Genomic DNA, 15,375 nt, shown 5'->3' with positions numbered 1-15,375 from the left:
GCCCCGGTTCCGGGGCTTCTATGGAAAATCATCATGTTTCTCAATACAGACACCTTTAACTACGGTGGGCATTCCATCGTGCTCAGTGAGCTTTCTGCCCTGCAACGTGTGGATTATCTGAAGTTTATTCAGCAGCGGACGGCAGACTATGACGCACAGCCTGAAACCCTGACGGAAGCAGAGCGTCAGACAGAATTTATGCAGATGGGGGTGGATATTAATGCATGGCTGGTATCCCGTTCCCTGTGTGAAAGCAAAAAAGAGGAGGAGGCCCGCGCCCTGTATGAGTCCGTCAGACTGGAATGGTCTTATGAGGCGCTGGGACGTGGCGCTGATATGGTTCTGTCCCTGAGTGGTATGCGTCTTCCGGCATCGCAGGAAGACGACAGCGGGAGTGAAAAGGACACGACCACGCCGGAAAAGTCCTGAACCGGGAGCTGGCGTTTGTGATGCGGCTCGCACGTGAGTTCCGGCGACCAGACTGGCGGCGGATGCTGGCGGAAATGAGTGCGACAGAGCTGGGTGAGTGGGCGGAGCATTTCGGGAAGAACAGCTTCAGTGACATGTTGCTGGATGCGGAGTTTGCTACGCTGAAATCGCTGATTTCCGGACTGGTTACAGGCACGCATCACGATGCAGAAATATTCAGCCTGATCACTGATCCTGAGTCGTTGCACGAAAAAACGGATGATGAACTGATGATCCTGGGCGAAGGTATTACCGGAGGTGTCCGCTATGGACCAGATAGCGAACCTGGTCATTGATTTAAGTATCGACAGCGCAGAGTTCCGAAACGAAGTTCCGCGCATTAAAAAATTGCTGAACGATGCGGCTGGTGACTCAGAACGTTCAGCGGCCCGGATGCAGCGTTTTCTGGATAAGCAGACGGAGGCGACGCGCCGGACGTCCGCCAGCCTGGAGCAAGTGACTGCCAGCAGTACCGCGTACAGTTCCTCTGTGGAGAAAAGCGCAGCGGCTAGCGCGCGTCTGGCGGCGGATGTGGATCAGACGCGACAGCGGGTGGAGGCACTGGGAAGGAAACTGCGTGAGGAACAGGCGCAGTCAGCGGCTGTGGCGGCAGCACAGGACAGGACAAGTGCTGCTTTTTACCGCCAGATTGACAGTGTAAAACAGTTAAGCGGTGGTCTGCAGGAGCTGCAGCGTATCCAGGCGCAGGTACGACAGGCGAAAGGACGCGGAGATATCTCACAGGGCGATTATCTGGCGCTGGTGTCTCAAACCGCCAGGAAGACCCGTGAGCTTACCGATGCCGAAGCGCTGGCCACGCAGAAAAAAGCACAGTTTATACGCCGCCTGAAAGAGCAGACGACGGTACAGGGCCTCTCCCGTACTGAGCTGCTGCGGGTGAAGGCGGCTGAACTGGGTGTCAGCAGCGCCGCAGATATTTATATCCGTAAACTGGAGCGTACCGGAACTGCCACCCATACGCTAGGACTGAAAAGCGCCGCTGCCCGTCGTGAACTGGGCGTGCTGGCTGGTGAGCTGGCCCGTGGGAATTTCGGGGCACTGCGGGGAAGTGGTATCACGCTCGCTAACCGCGCCGGGTGGATCGAGCAACTGATGTCTCCGAAGGGCATGATGCTCGGCGGGCTGGTTGGCGGCGTGGCTGCTGCTGTTTACGGGCTGGGTAAGGCCTACTATGAAGGAGCTAAAGAAAGCGAGGCGTTCAATAAACAGCTTATTCTGACCGGGAGTTATGCCGGAAAAACCACAGGCCAGCTTAATGCGATGGCGAAGTCGCTCGCCGGAAATGGCGTCACGCAGCACGACGCTGCAGGCGTGCTGGCACAGGTGGTCGGTAGCGGAGCGTTTACCGGGCAGGCAGTGGCAATGGTATCCCGTACCGCGACCAGAATGCAGGAAAACGTTGGACAATCAGTGGATGAAACCATCCGCCAGTTTAAACGCCTGCGGGATGATCCGGTGAATGCGGCGAAAGAACTGGACAGGACACTGCATTTTCTGACCGCCACCCAGCTTGAACAAATCAGGGTACTGGGCGAGCAGGGAAGAGTGGCTGATGCCGCGAAAATTGCCATGTCCGCGTATTCGGAAGAAATGAATAAGCGGATGGGGGACGTACACGACAATCTGGGCTGGATTGAAAGAGCATGGAATGCTGTCGGTGATGCGGCGAAGTGGGCATGGGATCGGATGCTGGATATCGGGCGGGAAGACACGCTCGATGAAAAGATCGCGACACTGCAGGAAAAAATCGCGCGCGGCAGAAAAACGCCCTGGACGGTGTCTTCCTCCCAGACTGAATACGATCAGCAGCAGCTGAACGAACTTCAGGAACAGAAACGCCAGAAGGACCTGCTGGATGCGAAGGCGCAGGCAGAGCGTAATTATCAGGAAACGCAGAAACGTCGGAACGAGCAGAACGCCGCGCTGAACCGGGATAATGAAACTGAATCCCTGCGGCACCAACGGGAGGTGGCGCGCATTACCGCCATGCAGTATGCCGATGCTGCTGTACGCAATGCCGCACTGGAGCGCGAAAATGAACGTCATAAAAAGGCGTTGTCACAACAGGCGAAAAAGCCAAAGACTTACCACAACGACGAGGCCAGGCGACTGCTTTTGCAGTACAGCCAGCAACAGGCGCAGACTGAAGGGCAGATTGCCGCCGCGAAGCTTTCCACGACCGAAAAAATGACGGAAGCGCATAAGCAGCTTTTGTCATTTCAGCAGCGCATCGCTGATTTGTCCGGTAAAAAACTGACGGCGGATGAACAAAGCGTACTGGCACATAAGGATGAAATTGCGCTTGCGCTACAGAAGTTGGATATCTCACAACAGGATTTGCAACACCAGAATGCCCTTAATGAACTGAAGAAAAAGACGCTCACATTGACCAGCCAGCTCGCTGACGAAGAATCCCGCGTCAGGCAACAGCACGCAATGGCGCTGGCCACAATGGGTATGGGCGATCAGCAACGTGGCCGATACGAAGAGCGTCTGAAAATTCAGCAGCACTACCAGGAACAACTGGAGCAGCTTAAACGCGACAGCAAGGCAAAAGGGACATACGGTTCTGACGAATATCGTCAGGCGGAGCAGGCGCTGAAGGGCAGTCTCAATCGCCGGCTGGCTGAGTGGGCGGATTACAATTCGAAAGTGGACGCTGCGCAGGGAGACTGGACTCTGGGGGCGTCGCGTGCGCTGGATAACTTTATGGCGCAGGGCAGCAACGTGGCGGGCGCAACGGAGCAAATGTTCACATCGGCATTCAACAGTATGGGCAACGGGCTGGCGACGTTCGTTACCACTGGAAAACTAAACTTTAAATCTTTCACCGCATCCATCGTGTCAGATCTGGCAAAAATTTCAGCACGTATGGCAATGATGCAGGCTGTAAAGGGAATCGGATCTGCTCTGGGATTTGGTGTGACAGCCAATGCGACTGGTGGAGTTTATCAGTCTTCTGAACTGAGCCGATACAGCGGCAGCATTGTTAATCGCCCGACATTTTTTGCTTTTGCCAAAGGTGCCGGGGTGATGGGCGAGGCAGGACCGGAGGCAATATTACCACTTCGTCGTGGTGCTGACGGTAAGCTGGGTGTCGTGGCAGCCGGTTCAGGAGGGATGGCGATGTTTGCGCCTGAGTACAACATTGAAATCCACAACGACGCCGGCAACGGACAGATTGGTCCGCAGGCATTACAGGCCGTATATAACATTGGAAAAAAAGCCGCCATTGATTTCTGGCAACAGCAGTCGCGTGACGGGGGTATTGCTGGAGGAGGGCGATAACAATGGAAACATTTAACTGGAAGATCCGCCCTGATATGACAGTGGAATCAGAACCAAAAGTCACCTCCATAAAACTGGGTGACGGGTATGAACAACGGCGTCCAGCCGGGCTGAACAACCATCTGGCGAAGTATAACGTAACGGTCCGGATTCGTAAGGGAGAACATCAGAACCTTGAGGCATTTTTATCCCGCCACGGTGGAGTGAAATCCTTTCTCTGGACACCGCCTTATACCTGGACACAAATTCGGGTGATTTGCCGCAAATGGTCGATTAGCGTTGGCTCTCTTTGGGTGACTGTGACCACGACTTTTGAACAGGTTGTTATCTGAGGAGGAGTGATGCAGGACATTTCGCAGGATACGCTGAACGAAGCCGCTAAACTGGCGCAGTCCGCCAGGATCACTTTGTGGGAAATCGATCTGACACAGTCTGGCGGTGATCGTTATTTTTTTTGTAACGAGGCGAATGAAAAGGGGGAGGCGGTTACCTGGCAGGGACGGAAATATGACGTTTATCCTGTAGACGGTTGCGGATTTGAAATGAACGGCAAAGGCGCAGCTGCGCGCCCGTCACTGAAGGTATCCAATCTTTACGGTATGGTGACCGGAATGGTGGAGGATTTGCATAGCCTGGTTGGGGCGACGGTCATCCGCAGGATAGTATATGCCCGGTTTCTCGATGCCGTGAATTTTCAAAACGGCAACCAGGAGGCTGACCCGGAGCAGGAATCCGTAAGCCGATGGGTGATCGAGCAGTGCAGTGATCTGACGGCGGTAAGTGCGACATTTGTCCTGGCAACACCGACTGAAACGGACGGATGTGTCTTCCCCGGGCGAATTATGCTGGCCAATACCTGTACATGGATATACCGCTCTGACGAATGCGGTTATACGGGACCAGCTGTCGCAGATGAATTTGATAACCCTACCGCCGATCCGGCAAAAGATGCCTGCAGCCGCTGCGCCCGGGGATGCGCCCTGCGTAACAATACCGGAAACTTTGGCGGTTTCCTCTCCATTAATAAACTTTCACAGTAAATCATCATGAAAGAACAGGATATTCTGGCGCACGCCAGACGGTGTGCGCCTGCGGAGTCGTGCGGCTTCGTGGTGAGAACACAGGCGGGAGAACGGTATCTCCCCTGTGTGAATATTTCTGCCGCGCCGGAGGATTATTTCCGTATGGCGCCGGAGGACTGGCTGAGGGCTGAAACGCAGGGGGAGATTGTGGCGCTGGTTCACAGCCATCCTGGCGGCCAGCCGTATCTGAGCGATGTGGACCGCAGGCTGCAGGTTCAAAGCGACCTGCCGTGGTGGTTGGTATGCGACGGGCAGGTACATAAATTCCGCTGTGTACCACACCTGACCGGACGGCATTTTAAACATGGGGTTTTTGACTGTTACACGCTGTTCCGTGATGCCTATCATCTGGCGGGGATTGATATGCCGGATTTTCACCGGGACGACGACTGGTGGCGGCATGGTGACAATCTCTATCTGGATAATCTGGAGACGACGGGGTTTTACCGTGTCAGCGCAGCCAGTGCGCAGCCCGGCGACGTGCTGATTTGCTGCTTTGGCTCCTCCGTTCCGAACCACGCAGCGATTTACTGCGGCGACGGAGAGCTGCTGCACCATATTCCTGAACAACTGAGTAAACGTGAGAGGTATACCGACAAATGGCAACGACGCACGCACTCCATCTGGCGACACCGGGCATGGCGCGAATTTGCCTTTACGGGGATCTGCAACGATTTTGCCGCCGCGTCAGCCTGCAGGTAGCCAGTGGTGCTGAAGCTGTCCGGGCACTGGCGGTACAGTTGCCCGGTCTCCGGCAGAAACTGAACGACGGCTGGTATCAGGTACGCATAGCCGGAGACGATGTTACGGCTGATACCCTGACAACCAGCCTGCATGACCCGCTGCCGCCTGGCGCGGTGATTCATATTGTGCCGCGTCTGGCCGGGGCCAAACCTGGCGGGGTGTTTCAGGCGGTGCTTGGTGCGGCGCTGATTGCCGTTGCCTGGTGGAACCCGGCAGGCTGGCTGGGGGCGGCGGCGGTATCCGGTATGTATATGACCGGCGCGTCGATGATTCTGGGCGGTGTGGCGCAGATGCTGGCACCCAAACCAAAAATGTCCGAAATGAGGCAGACCGATAACGGCAGGCAGAACACGTATTTCTCGTCGCTGGATAATATGGTTGCCAACGGTAACACGTTGCCGGTGCTGTACGGCGAGATGCAGGTGGGGTCACGCGTGATTTCCCAGGAAGTCAGTACCGCTGATGAAGGAGATGGTGGTCAGGTTGTGGTGATTGGCCGCTGACAACAGAACAGATTCAGACAGAACCGCCTCCGGGCGGTTTTGTCGTTTTACGGGGTTAATAAATGGGAAAGGGCGGAGGAAAAGGGCATACGCCCCGCGAGGCACCGGATAACCTGAAATCCACGCAGCTACTGAGCGTCATCGATGCCATCAGCGAGGGACCGATAGAAGGCCCGGTGAACGGTCTGCACAGTGTTCTGGTAAACCAGACGCCGGTGGTGGACCGCGACGGTAACACGAATATCCACGGCGTGAAGGTGGTATACCGCGTCGGTGAGCAGGAACAGACCCCGCTGGAGGGATTTGAATCGTCCGGCGCCGAGACGGTGCTTGGTGTACAGGTCAAATACGACAATCCGGTGACCAGAACCATCACGGCTGCAAATATTGACCGCCTGCGTTTTACGTTCGGCGTGCAGTCACTGGTGGAGGCCAACAGCAAGGGCGACCGCAATCCGACATCCGTCAGACTGCAAATCCATCTTGAGCGCTATGGTCAGTGGGTGGTGGAAAAAGAGATTACGATTACCGGGAAAACAACCACACAGTATCTGGCCTCGGTGATAGTGGATAATCTCCCTCCCCGGCCATTTGGTATCCGGATGGTACGTGTGACGGCAGACAGTACCACTGACCAGTTACAGAACAACACGGTCTGGTCGTCGTATACCGAGATTATTGATGTCCGGCAGCGCTATCCCAACACCGCCGTAATTGGCCTGCAGGTGGAGTCTGAGCAGTTCGGCAGCCAGCAGGTGACGCGAAATTACCATTTTTTCGGGCGGATTATTCATGTGCCGTCGAATTACGATCCGGTAGCGCGAACCTACAGCGGCATCTGGGACGGCACGTTCAAGCCTGCATACAGCAATAATCCGGCGTGGTGTCTCTGGGATGTGCTGACACATCCCCGTTATGGCATGGGACAGCGAATCGGCGCGGCGGACGTGGACAGGTGGGCGCTGTATGCAATAGGCCAGTACTGCGACCAGATGGTCCCTGACGGATTCGGCGGGACAGAGCCGCGTATGACCTTTAATGCGTATCTGGCACAGCAGCGTAAGGCGTGGGATGTGCTGACCGACTTCTGCTCCGCCATGCGTTGTATGCCGGTGTGGAACGGGCAGAGGCTGACCTTCGTGCAGGACAGGCCCTCGGATACAGTCTGGACCTATACCCGCAGCAATGTGGTAATGCCGGATGAGGGTACACCGTTCCGTTACAGCTTCAGTGCGCGGAAGGACCGCCATAATGCGGTAGAGGTGAACTGGATCGACCCTGATAATGGCTGGCAGACATCCACGGAACTGGTGGAAGACACGGTCGCCATCAGTCACTACGGACGCAATCTGGTAAAAATGGATGCGTTTGGCTGTACCAGTCGCGGGCAGGCGCACCGCGCCGGGCTGTGGCTGATAAAAACGGAGCTGCTGGAAACCCAGACGGTTGATTTTAGTGTGGGTGCGGAGGGGCTGCGCCACGTTCCCGGTGATGTGATTGAGGTTTGCGACGAGGATTATGCCGGCATCAGCCTGGGCGGGCGGATTCTGTCCGTTGACCGCGCCCGCCGCATTCTGACCCTTGACAGGGAGATTACCCTGCCGTCGTCCGGCACCACGCTGATAAGCCTGGTGGATGGCGAAGGCTTGCCGGTCAGCGTGGACGTGCAGTCTGTTACCGACGGTGTGCAGGTTCAGGTCAGCCGGATACCGGACGGCGTGGCGGAATACAGCGTCTGGGGGCTGAAACTGCCGTCGCTGCGCCAGCGTCTCTTCCGGTGTGTGGCTGTCCGGGAAAATGACGACGGAACGTATGCCATCACCGCCGTACAGCATGTTCCGGAAAAAGAGTCCATCGTGGACAACGGGGCATCGTTCGACCCGCAGCCCGGAACGATTCACGGCACTGTTCCCCCGGCGATACAGCATCTGACCACAGAAATTCTGGCGGAGGAGGGACAGTATCAGGTACTGGCGCGCTGGGACACACCGCGAGTCGTTAAGGGCGTCTCTTTTTCGTTGCGCCTGAACGTGGCGGCGGAAGATGGCAGTGACCGGCTGGTAAGCAGCGCAGGAACGCCGGATACGCAGTACCGGTTCCGGGGGCTGACGCCGGGGCGCTACACCCTGTCCGTCAGGGCGGTGAACAGCCAGGGACAACAGGGAGACCTGGCGAGCACACAGTTCAGCATCTCCGCGCCGGCGGCACCATCATTTATCGAACTCACCCCTGGCTATTTCCAGATTACTGCCACACCGCGTCAGGCGGTATACGACCCGACGGTGCAGTATGAGTTCTGGTTTTCAGACGCGCAGATTACGGATATCTATCAGGTGGAAAACGCCGCACGATATCTGGGAACGGCGCTGTACTGGATAGCGGCCAGCGTGAATATCAGGCCAGGCAGGGATTACTATTTTTATATCCGGGCGGTAAATCAGGTCGGTAAATCCGCATTCGTGGAGGCGACCGGGCAGGCCAGCAACGATGCCGCAGGCTATCTGGATTTTTTCAAAGGGCAGATAACTGAAAGTCACCTGGGTAAGGAGCTGCTGGAAAAAGTAGATCTGACGGAGGATAACGCCAGCAAACTGCAGCAGTTTTCGAAGGAGTGGCAGGACGCTAACGATAAATGGAACGCCATGTGGGGCGTCAAAATAGAGCAGACCAAAGACGGCAAATATTATGTGGCCGGACTTGGACTGAGCATGGAAGACACGCCTGACGGGAAGATAAGCCAGTTCCTGGTGGCGGCGGATCGCATTGCTTATATTAACCCGGCAAACGGAAACGAGACGCCCGGATTCGTCATGCAGGGCGACCAGATAATCATGAACGAGGCGTTCCTGAAATACCTGAGCGCGCCGACCATTACCAGTGGCGGGAATCCTCCGGCATTTTCCCTGACGCCGGATGGAAAGCTGACTGCGAAAAATGCGGATATCAGCGGCCATATCAACGCTGTATCAGGCTCGTTTACGGGAGAAATCAATGCCACCTCCGGTAAGTTTTCTGGCGTGATAGAAGCGAGAGAGTTTGTCGGTGATATCTGCGGCTCAAAAGTCATGCAGGGCGTGAGCATCAGGGCGACGAACGACGAACGCAGCACCTCAACACGGTATACCGACAGCGCCACCTATCAGATTGGGAAAACCATCACGGTGATGGCTAACTGTGAGCGTAATGGTGGCTCCGGTGCCATCACCGTCACGATAAATATTAACGGCCAGGTGAAAACGGCGGAGGTTATGCCGTATACCGCAGGTATTCCGGCCATGTATCAGACCGTCGTCTTTTCGGTCTACACCACTTCACCTGTCGTGGATATCAGCGTCTCTCTGAGGGTTCGTGGGCAGTACACCACGTCTGCTTCCGTCTGGCCGCTGGTGATGGTTTCCCGGTCGGGGAGTAACTTCACAAACTGACCGGATTTCCGGTCCCTTTCGTTTAACGAGGAACAAATATGACTATGTCGCGCGTAATTTCTCTGGCGGCAGGGCTTTCCCTGTCCGTTTTATTTTCCACTGCTGCCGTTGCCGATAACGGAAGAGGAAGCGGCAACAGCAATATTGAAAACCAGACCCGGATTTATACCGGCACCGACCGTGGGCAGAAACAGCACCGCGAGGCAAAGGGAAAAACAATCACGCGGAGCGTCCAGTGTTCACTGCCGGCGTATTTACGCGACCCGGACAATCAGTGCTGAGATGTGAACGAATCTGAAAGCCTGCCTGCGGGCGGGCTTTTTTATGGAGGTAATATGCCAGTACTTATTTCCGGCGTACTGAAAGATGCCACGGGAACACCGGTACAGAACTGCACCATTCAGCTGAAAGCCAGCCGGACCAGTACGACGGTGGTCGTGAATACGGTGGCATCGGAAAATCCGGATGACGCCGGGCGCTACAGCATGGATGTGGAGCAGGGGCAGTACACTGTCATGCTCCTGGTGGAAGGGTATCCCCCGTCACATGCCGGAGTTATTACGGTCTACGATGATTCAAAACCGGGAACCCTGAATGATTTTCTGGGGGCCATGACGGAAGACGACGTCCGCCCGGAGGCGCTGCGGTATTTTGAGTCGATGGTGGAAGAAGTTGCCCGCCAGGCATCGGAGGCATCGCGGAATGCCACTGTCGCAGGGCAGGCATCTGAACAGGCGCAGACATCAGCAGGTCAGGCGGCGGAAAGCGCCACGGCAGCAGTGAATGCAGCCGGAGCGGCAGAAGCATCAGCCACACAGGCAGCCTCATCCGCAGCATCTGCGGAGAGCAGCGCAGGTACGGCGACCACAAAAGCCGGGGAGGCATCAGCCAGCGCGGCGTCGGCTGACACAGCCAGAACGGCGGCAGCCGCATCGGCAGCCGCAGCGAAAACATCTGAAGCGAATGCAGATGCCTCCCGTACTGCCGCCGGAGATTCAGCTGCTGCCGCAGCCGCCAGCGCGACGGCGGCGCAGACATCAGCAGCGCGCGCCGGAGCATCCGAAACCGCCGCGAAGACGTCAGAAACGCGGGCGGCTTCCAGTGCCGGTGATGCAGGTGCGTCAGCCACTGCGGCGGCAGCGTCGGAAAAGGCGGCAGCCGCATCGGCAGCCGAAGCAAAAACATCTGAGACAAACGCAGCAACGTCAGCAAGTACAGCAGCGGCCAGCGCAACAGCCGCCTCGTCATCAGCATCGGAGGCATCCACCCACGCCGCCGCATCTGATACCAGCGCATCACTGGCGGCGCAAAGCAGTACTGCTGCCGGAGCAGCAGCCACCAGAGCAGAAGATGCCGCAAAACGGGCAGAAGACATTGCGGACGTGATTTCCTTGGAAGATGCCAGCCTGACGAAAAAAGGTATCGTTAAGTTAAGCAGCGCCACGGACAGTGACAGCGAAGCGCTGGCAGCCACGCCAAAGGCGGTCAAAGCTGTCATGATTGAGGCACAGACCAAAGCGCCGCTGGACAGTCCGGCACTGACCGGTACGCCAACGGCACCAACGCCGGAAACCACAGCTGCAGGTATTGAAATTGCCACAGCAGCGTTTGTTGCGGCGAAAGTGGCACAGTTGGTTGGTTCTGCGCCGGAAGCGCTGGACACGCTGAAAGAACTGGCTGACGCGCTGGGTAACGATCCTAATTTTTCTACTACGGTACTGAATAAACTGGCGGGCAAGCAGCCGCTGGACGATACACTGACAGCGCTGTCAGGAAAAAGCGTTGACGGTCTTATCGAATACGTTGGTTTACGGGAAACCATAAATCACGCCGCCGATGCATTACTAAAATCACAGAACGGTGGCGATATTCCGGAAAAGCCGCTGTTTGTACAAAATATCGGAGCGCTTCCTGCATCAGGTACGGCTGTTGCAGCGAACAGACTGGCATCACGCGGCGCGCTTCCGGCACTGACTGGTACGACAAGAGGCAGCGATAGCGGCCTGATAATGGGCGAGGTTTACAATAACGGTTATCCAACGCAATACGGGAATATTTTGCGTCTGACCGGAACCGGTGATGGGGAAATCCTCATTGGCTGGAGCGGGACAAACGGTGCGTCAGCACCCGCATATATTCGCAGCCATCGAGATAACGCCGACGCTGAGTGGTCCGAATGGGCAATGCTCTACACCACACTAAACCCACCTCCGGATTCGCATCCAGTAGGGGCGGCGATTGCATGGCCGTCTGATGTGCTCCCGGATGGTGGTTATGCTTTTATGTATGGGCAGTCCTTCGATAAATCTGCTTACCCGTTACTGGCTATAGCGTATCCGTCCGGCGTTATTCCTGACATGCGAGGCTGGACAATAAAGGGTAAGCCCATCAGTGGGCGCGCTGTACTCTCCCAGGAGATGGACGGCAACAAATCGCACTCGCACACCGCGCGGGCGCAGGATACTGACTTAGGGACAAAATCTACCTCATCCTTTGATTACGGTACGAAATCGACCAATACCACGGGCAACCATACTCACCAGTTCGGCGGTTATATCAATTCATACTGGGGAGATTCCAATCACACCTCATTTCAGCCTGGAGGTGGTGCATGGACACAGGCCGCTGGCGACCATGCGCATACAGTTTATATCGGAGGACACGAGCATACCATGTATATCGGTCCACACGGACACGTCGTTATTGTGGACGCAGACGGTAATGCGGAAACAACAGTGAGAAATATCGCATTTAATTATATTGTGAGGCTGGCATGATTAAATTAATTCTTTCAGCACCCGTGCCAGCAATGGCTGCGGCTTTTGAACATTCTTTTCAGAATACCGAAAATGTGGAAATTATCCCAGGACCGTTTGAAACCATACCGGAATTTGACTGCATGGTCAGTGCGGCAAACTCTTTCGGTTTGATGGATGGCGGCGTGGATGCTGCGATAACAGCATATTTTGGGCTGCAGTTACAGGAACGTGTACAGCAAAATATCATCCGTGAATATCTGGGAGAACAGCCCGTCGGCAGCGCCTTTGTTATTGAAACGGGTAACAGTCAGCATCCGTGGCTGGTTCATGCCCCGACGATGCGCGTTCCTCTGATAATCGACGGCACCGACGCGGTTTATAATGCAACACGTGCAGCGTTATTAGCGATATTTCAGCACAATAAAAGCGCCGGGGAAGGCAGGAAAATTAAATCAGTGGTATTCCCTGCGATGGGGGCCGGGTGTGGTCAGGTATCTCCGGACAGTGTCGCCCGGCAAATGAAGCTGGCGTGGGATGGTTTTATTAACTGTGCCTCGGAAATTAACTGGCAATACGCCAGCGCCCGCCAGGATGCTGTATTCAGCACAACGGCATACTGTCCGTCAAAGGCGCTTTGTCCGAACGCCAGAACGGAATATATCGGTTTTGGTGATTACAGAACGTATTGCAAAAAATCAGGTAACACCTGCATCAGTCCCCGTCATCAGGTCGATGATATTTATATTGGTGCGCATAGCCATACTGTTTCCCCCGGTACTTATCCCCACAGCCATCACCTGAATACAGAATATTTATCCGGAGTAAAAAATGACGTTTAAAATGAGCGACACCCCGCAGACAATTAAAATTTTTAATCTTCGTTCAGATACAAACGAATTTATTGGCGCAGGTGATGCATATATCCCGCCGCACACTGGATTACCGGCAAACTGTACTGATATCGCCCCTCCTGATATTCCCTCCAGTCATATTGCTGTATTTGACGCTGAAACCCAAACATGGAGTCTGCAGGAGGATCACCGCGGCGAGACGGTTTACGACACAACAACTGGCAATCAGGTTTATATCTCCGCTCCCGGCCCGCTGCCTGAAAATGTCACATCAGTTTCACCAGGCGGTGAATACCAGAAATGGGATGGTAAGGCGTGGGTAAAAGACGGAGCGGCTGAAAAAGCAGCGCAACTTCGTCAGGAGGAAGAAACCAAAAGCAGGCTCCTGCAAATGGCATCTGAAAAAATCGCGCCGTTACAGGATGCTGTTGATCTTGATATCGCAACAGATGATGAGAAAGCGCAGCTCGACGAATGGAAAAAATACAGAGTGTTGGTAAACCGGGTGGACACCACAAGTCCTGACTGGCCTGATGTGCCTGTAAGCCAGTAAAGTAATGTTGATAAAATGTGGAGTTATTATCACTTATCAGTGGCTGTCTGTTTGTGTTTTCAGCACGAATAATTTCCAGAACCTGCATTTCTCCGGGCGCAATACGAACGGTGTGCTGGTTATTCGCCAGGATATACTGCGTTCCGTCACCGTTCTGTTTGATTCCAATATCGTCATCACAGCATTAAATATTAATATTTCATTCTGTGATTATTCATTGTGAATGTAAATGATTTTAAAACAACATGAATAAAATTTTATAGTTAATGGTATTTGCTCTATTTTTATATCATAAATTATGTAATTGTTCAGTCAATAAATAAAATTTACATGCTAAGAGTTTACATCTCTAATGGCAAATTTTTAGAGAGTTTAAATGGCAGATGGTTTGTGTAAGTCAAGTCCGCATAAAATAAGTTGATTTATAATGTTGATTTAGGCTCGCTTTGTGTTGTTTTTGTTTTTATCACTTGTTTCGGTTGTGTTAATAGACATACTGAATTGAAAGAGACACAATGTAAATGAACAGGCAATAAACTAACTCTTTCAGGCAGATTTTTCTGGCCAACAGAAGATTTATGTTTCTGCGTTGGACAGATGCTACTGGTGTTCATGAACACCATAATTAGAGTAATCTTAAGGAGTGGTTATGAAAAAAGAAGCATTAGTACTTATCTTATCTGCAGGCATTTTTGCTATAAATACTGCACAGGCAGATACCAACTCACTTACTGCTGGATACTCTCAAGGCAAAATGAAAGATGGCGGTAATATCCGTGGGGTGAATGTTAAGTATCATTATCAGGGGGATTTTCCTGTAGGGATTATCACCTCTTTAACTTACATGTATGACAATGACAGGTCTTCTGGAACTGATGAGGATACCGGAGAAACCTACCATGATAAGTCGAATGTAAAATATGGCTCGTTAATGGTTGGCCCGACTTATCAAGTAAATGACTCTTTTTCTTTATATGCACTGGTAGGGGCTGCAATCCTTAAAGCAAGAGATAAAGAAAACGGTACCTGGGAGGATGGTAGTCCATACACGAATTCAGCGTCAATCAATGAAAAAGCGCTGGCATGGGGGGCTGGCGTACAAATGAATCCCACAAAGAATTTTGTTATTGATGTGGGATATGAAGGAAGCCGTGAGCTCTTGACACAAATTAATGGATTTAATATTGGTGTTGGGTATCGCTTCTGAACCTCATAACTTATGCGGAAGAAGTACCTTCCGCATAGATTCATTATAGGGTAACTTTTGTCAGGACATAATAAGCGGAGCTGATGGTGAGAAAGCGCAGCTTGATGAGTGGAAAAAGTATTGTGCTTGAGTAAACTGTGTGAAGCCATCTAACTAAACCTGACTGACCGGAACAGCCAGCCAGGATTTTATTATTTATCAAGAAAAACCAGGCCTTATTTATAGCAAATATGAAGAAGACCTGTCTGTCATAACTGATAAGGTTACTGGTTAGTATATTAAATTTATACTCAATAAACTCCACAAATTTTAAACCAATCTTCAGGGACGGGTATGGCAGCAGGCCAAAGAGTACACCACCTTCGAGACATTGTATTAATTTTTTCTTCTTTTTTATGATATTGAGAGTCTGCCGCTATTGTAAGAGCAGAATATAGTGAAGGTGGTAATATTAAAACCATTGCTAAAAATACG

General features: G+C 53.4%; 14 protein-coding genes. 13 read left to right on the top strand and 1 reads right to left on the bottom strand.

Annotated features, from left to right (window positions below; translation table 11 throughout):
* Positions 1-33: 33 nt before the first annotated feature.
* From gpG to ACLJR2_RS20790, 13 genes are all read left to right on the top strand, one after another.
* A complete protein-coding gene (gene gpG, locus ACLJR2_RS20850) occupies positions 34-429 on the top strand; it encodes a phage tail assembly chaperone G (protein ID WP_000479607.1) in 396 nt (131 codons plus the stop codon).
* Positions 426-764, top strand: coding sequence for a phage tail assembly protein T (locus tag ACLJR2_RS20845; protein WP_077905125.1), 339 nt, complete (start codon positions 426-428; stop codon positions 762-764). The genes gpG and ACLJR2_RS20845 overlap by 4 nt, the downstream gene beginning before the upstream one ends.
* The gene (locus ACLJR2_RS20840; protein ID WP_057517015.1) at positions 736-3,777 is read left to right on the top strand and encodes a phage tail tape measure protein; all 3,042 of its coding nucleotides are present in this window, start codon (positions 736-738) and stop codon (positions 3,775-3,777) included. Before ACLJR2_RS20845 ends, ACLJR2_RS20840 begins: the two co-directional genes overlap by 29 nt.
* Before the next feature lie 2 nt (positions 3,778-3,779).
* On the top strand, positions 3,780-4,109 hold the full coding sequence (locus ACLJR2_RS20835) for a phage tail protein (RefSeq protein ID WP_000447370.1): 330 nt from the start codon (positions 3,780-3,782) through the stop codon (positions 4,107-4,109).
* Positions 4,110-4,118: 9 nt separating this feature from the next.
* Complete coding sequence (locus ACLJR2_RS20830) at positions 4,119-4,817, top strand: phage minor tail protein L (RefSeq protein WP_001534642.1); 699 nt, start codon at positions 4,119-4,121, stop codon at positions 4,815-4,817.
* 6 nt (positions 4,818-4,823) lie between these two features.
* Positions 4,824-5,561, top strand: a complete 738-nt coding sequence (locus ACLJR2_RS20825; protein ID WP_031606484.1) for a C40 family peptidase — start codon at positions 4,824-4,826, stop codon at positions 5,559-5,561.
* Entirely contained in the window at positions 5,459-6,106 is a 648-nt protein-coding gene (locus ACLJR2_RS20820) for a tail assembly protein (protein WP_001736578.1), read from the top strand. Before ACLJR2_RS20825 ends, ACLJR2_RS20820 begins: the two co-directional genes overlap by 103 nt.
* Positions 6,107-6,168: 62 nt before the next feature.
* Positions 6,169-9,531: a host specificity protein J gene (locus ACLJR2_RS20815; protein ID WP_001534665.1), complete on the top strand. Its 3,363-nt coding sequence runs from the start codon at positions 6,169-6,171 to the stop codon at positions 9,529-9,531.
* A 38-nt stretch (positions 9,532-9,569) separates the two neighbouring features.
* Positions 9,570-9,812 carry a hypothetical protein gene (locus ACLJR2_RS20810; RefSeq protein WP_000178849.1) on the top strand — a complete coding sequence of 81 codons (243 nt, stop codon included), beginning with the start codon at positions 9,570-9,572 and terminating at the stop codon, positions 9,810-9,812.
* A gap of 54 nt (positions 9,813-9,866) precedes the next feature.
* Positions 9,867-12,308 carry a phage tail protein gene (locus tag ACLJR2_RS20805; RefSeq protein ID WP_043991221.1) on the top strand — a complete coding sequence of 814 codons (2,442 nt, stop codon included), beginning with the start codon at positions 9,867-9,869 and terminating at the stop codon, positions 12,306-12,308.
* Positions 12,305-13,129, top strand: a complete 825-nt coding sequence (locus ACLJR2_RS20800) for a macro domain-containing protein (protein WP_000593428.1) — start codon at positions 12,305-12,307, stop codon at positions 13,127-13,129. Before ACLJR2_RS20805 ends, ACLJR2_RS20800 begins: the two co-directional genes overlap by 4 nt.
* Positions 13,119-13,694, top strand: coding sequence for a tail fiber assembly protein (locus ACLJR2_RS20795; RefSeq protein ID WP_000143155.1), 576 nt, complete (start codon positions 13,119-13,121; stop codon positions 13,692-13,694). Before ACLJR2_RS20800 ends, ACLJR2_RS20795 begins: the two co-directional genes overlap by 11 nt.
* 649 nt (positions 13,695-14,343) lie before the next feature.
* On the top strand, positions 14,344-14,901 hold the full coding sequence (locus tag ACLJR2_RS20790; protein ID WP_000711200.1) for an Ail/Lom family outer membrane beta-barrel protein: 558 nt from the start codon (positions 14,344-14,346) through the stop codon (positions 14,899-14,901).
* A gap of 290 nt (positions 14,902-15,191) precedes the next feature.
* Here the strand turns inward: ACLJR2_RS20790 and ACLJR2_RS20785 are convergent.
* A partial coding sequence (locus ACLJR2_RS20785) for a PagK family vesicle-borne virulence factor (RefSeq protein WP_219828626.1) occupies positions 15,192-15,375 on the bottom strand: 184 nt, incomplete at its 5' end.

Source organism: Salmonella sp. SAL03688, from assembly GCF_046551895.1.
In the GTDB taxonomy this organism is placed as follows: domain Bacteria; phylum Pseudomonadota; class Gammaproteobacteria; order Enterobacterales; family Enterobacteriaceae; genus Salmonella; species Salmonella enterica.
The sequence above is the reverse complement of the archived record's forward strand: the minus strand, read 5'-3'. Positions and strand labels throughout refer to the sequence as shown.

What these genes read in the sequence shown, in the direction of transcription:
- gpG (WP_000479607.1), top strand. Translation starts at nt 34, where the DNA reads ATGTTTCTCAATACAGACACCTTTAACTACGGTGGGCATTCCATCGTG.
- ACLJR2_RS20840 (WP_057517015.1), top strand. Translation starts at nt 736, where the DNA reads ATGGACCAGATAGCGAACCTGGTCATTGATTTAAGTATCGACAGCGCA.
- ACLJR2_RS20835 (WP_000447370.1), top strand. Translation starts at nt 3,780, where the DNA reads ATGGAAACATTTAACTGGAAGATCCGCCCTGATATGACAGTGGAATCA.
- ACLJR2_RS20830 (WP_001534642.1), top strand. Translation starts at nt 4,119, where the DNA reads ATGCAGGACATTTCGCAGGATACGCTGAACGAAGCCGCTAAACTGGCG.
- ACLJR2_RS20825 (WP_031606484.1), top strand. Translation starts at nt 4,824, where the DNA reads ATGAAAGAACAGGATATTCTGGCGCACGCCAGACGGTGTGCGCCTGCG.
- ACLJR2_RS20820 (WP_001736578.1), top strand. Translation starts at nt 5,459, where the DNA reads ATGGCAACGACGCACGCACTCCATCTGGCGACACCGGGCATGGCGCGA.
- ACLJR2_RS20815 (WP_001534665.1), top strand. Translation starts at nt 6,169, where the DNA reads ATGGGAAAGGGCGGAGGAAAAGGGCATACGCCCCGCGAGGCACCGGAT.
- ACLJR2_RS20810 (WP_000178849.1), top strand. Translation starts at nt 9,570, where the DNA reads ATGACTATGTCGCGCGTAATTTCTCTGGCGGCAGGGCTTTCCCTGTCC.
- ACLJR2_RS20805 (WP_043991221.1), top strand. Translation starts at nt 9,867, where the DNA reads ATGCCAGTACTTATTTCCGGCGTACTGAAAGATGCCACGGGAACACCG.
- ACLJR2_RS20800 (WP_000593428.1), top strand. Translation starts at nt 12,305, where the DNA reads ATGATTAAATTAATTCTTTCAGCACCCGTGCCAGCAATGGCTGCGGCT.
- ACLJR2_RS20795 (WP_000143155.1), top strand. Translation starts at nt 13,119, where the DNA reads ATGACGTTTAAAATGAGCGACACCCCGCAGACAATTAAAATTTTTAAT.
- ACLJR2_RS20790 (WP_000711200.1), top strand. Translation starts at nt 14,344, where the DNA reads ATGAAAAAAGAAGCATTAGTACTTATCTTATCTGCAGGCATTTTTGCT.